Here is a 2008-nt window from a genome sequence, read left to right as displayed (position 1 = left end):
CTGCTGTCCAGCTTAAATTGACTGTGGCATCGGTCTGGGCAGTACTGGATAGTGTGGGTGCTGTGGGCGCTTGGGTATCAGGGCCATCAATGAGCTCTTGAATCGTTGGTTCTTGACCATTGACTTCATATATGGTTGGGGCATAAGTATAAAGTGCATGGTTTGGGTTCGTTGAAAACCATAAAATATTTTCGAGTTTTAGTTGTGTTGCAGTGTTAGAAAACTTATGGTCGGTCATATTAGCTACCTTTTCTCCATTAGTATCATAGACCCCTCCAATACTAGTAGTTGAAGTAAATCCACTATGATGTATATAACCAACCAATAAATACCATTGGTCTAAATTTTGAGGATCGCTGGAGTATGGGTATGGTGCTCCATTTACAGAACCGTTTAAGTTAAGAGCTGCATGATTTCCTAAATCATCTTTACAAGAAAGCATTAAGTATATTGTTCCGTCTTTTGAATTCGTTTTTTTTATCCAAGAGGTGTACCTATGTGTTTTGGTATGGTCTATATTAACATAATCTGTATTCCATCCCCTTTTTCCCCCTGTACTATCAGCCGGTTGTGATTTCCATAAAACCCCCTGTGCTCCATATGGATTTTGTCCTAGCTCTCGAATGTTTTCATTACTTGCTCCACTTATGTTGAATCCTGAAACAGGACCAGTGCCTTCAACCCAAGAAGAAGTGTCTAGAAGATTGGTTGCTGGTACAGATGTAGATTCAGTAGTGACATTTACCGTGTTGCTAACTGCACTTTCATTACCGGCAGCATCTAGAGCGGTTACCGTAAAGTTATAAGCGGTTGATGCCGTAAGTCCTGTTACTTGATAGCTTAACACATTTCCCAAAGTGGTTTCTAGAACGCCATCTTTATACACTTTATAGCCTGTAACTGCAATGTTATCTGTGGCAGCTGTCCAACTTAAATCTACTGTGGTGTCGGTTTGAACAGCACTAGATAGTGTGGGTACCGTGGGTGCTTGGGTATCAGGACCATCAATGAGCTCTTGTATACTTGGTTCTTGCCCATTTATTTCGTAAATTCTAGGGTCAAAAAAATATTGACTATCGTTAATATTTATTTCATCATAAAGAAAGGTTCTCGATGCTATCTGGGTTGTGGTTGAATCAAATTTCAAATCATTCATGCTCAAAGCCTTATTCCCTGTAGATAAATCATAAATTCCACCAAGGTTTGTTATCTCTGTATAGGAGCTTTCATGGATATAAGCAACCAATAAATACCAATTATTTAACGAAGGGATATCTCCAACCCAAAAATATGGATTCGTAGTCTGATAACCATTTAACTGATAAGCTACTGTATAATTTCCTACACTATCTTTAGCGCTAAAACCAAAGAGTGTTCTCCCGTCGTTGGAGTTGGTCTTCTTTATCCATACGGAAAAACGATATGATTTTGTGTGATCGATACTTATATTGTCTGTCACCCAACCACCCGCTGAGGTACTATCTATTCCTGAAGCCCTTTTCCAAATTATTTCAGTTGCTCCATGTGGTCCCACGTCGGTCTCACGAGTATTTACCGCATCCAATCCGTATTTGTTGAACCCATTCACAGATCCCGAACCAACTGTCCAAGTAGAAGCGTCCAAGAGATTAGTTTGTGAAAACGTAGTAATAGAAAAAAGTATTAGGAACAGTTTTAAAATTAGTTTCATCTGTTTTATGTTTATCGTTTTTTAATTATCAGATGGAACACCCTTTATAATCATCTTCGTGTGTGTGAATGTGGTTCTCATGGGTGTTTCATATTTTTATTTATTCTTTTTAATATTCTCTTCAAGTGCTTTTATTCGGTTTTCATGCATTAATATATAAAGCGTTAGTTCTTCAATTTTTTCTAATAGCTTCATGTTCATAATGCCCAATTCGATGCCATGGGTTTCCATGTCCTTTGCCGATGGCATGTTAGGCAAATGCCCATGGGTTATGATATATTCCTGTAGTTTTTCCAGTGGGGTCAAGCTGTAACCTGA

At 38.5% G+C, this 2008-nt stretch carries 1 protein-coding gene and 1 pseudogene; both read right to left on the bottom strand.

Annotation, left to right across the window (positions count from 1 at the left end; genetic code table 11):
• On the bottom strand, nucleotides 1-1690 hold a 1690-nt coding region (locus ACGLWY_RS18600; RefSeq protein WP_396621178.1), incomplete at its 3' end, for a fibronectin type III domain-containing protein.
• Between the two features lie 96 nt (nucleotides 1691-1786).
• A pseudogene (locus tag ACGLWY_RS18595) lies at nucleotides 1787-2008 on the bottom strand (hypothetical protein); the annotation flags it as partial.

The organism is Mariniflexile sp. HMF6888 (assembly GCF_044335535.1).
Classification (GTDB): Bacteria; Bacteroidota; Bacteroidia; order Flavobacteriales; family Flavobacteriaceae; genus Mariniflexile.
Note: the sequence above shows the minus strand (reverse complement) of the source record. Positions and strands in the feature narration are given on the sequence as shown.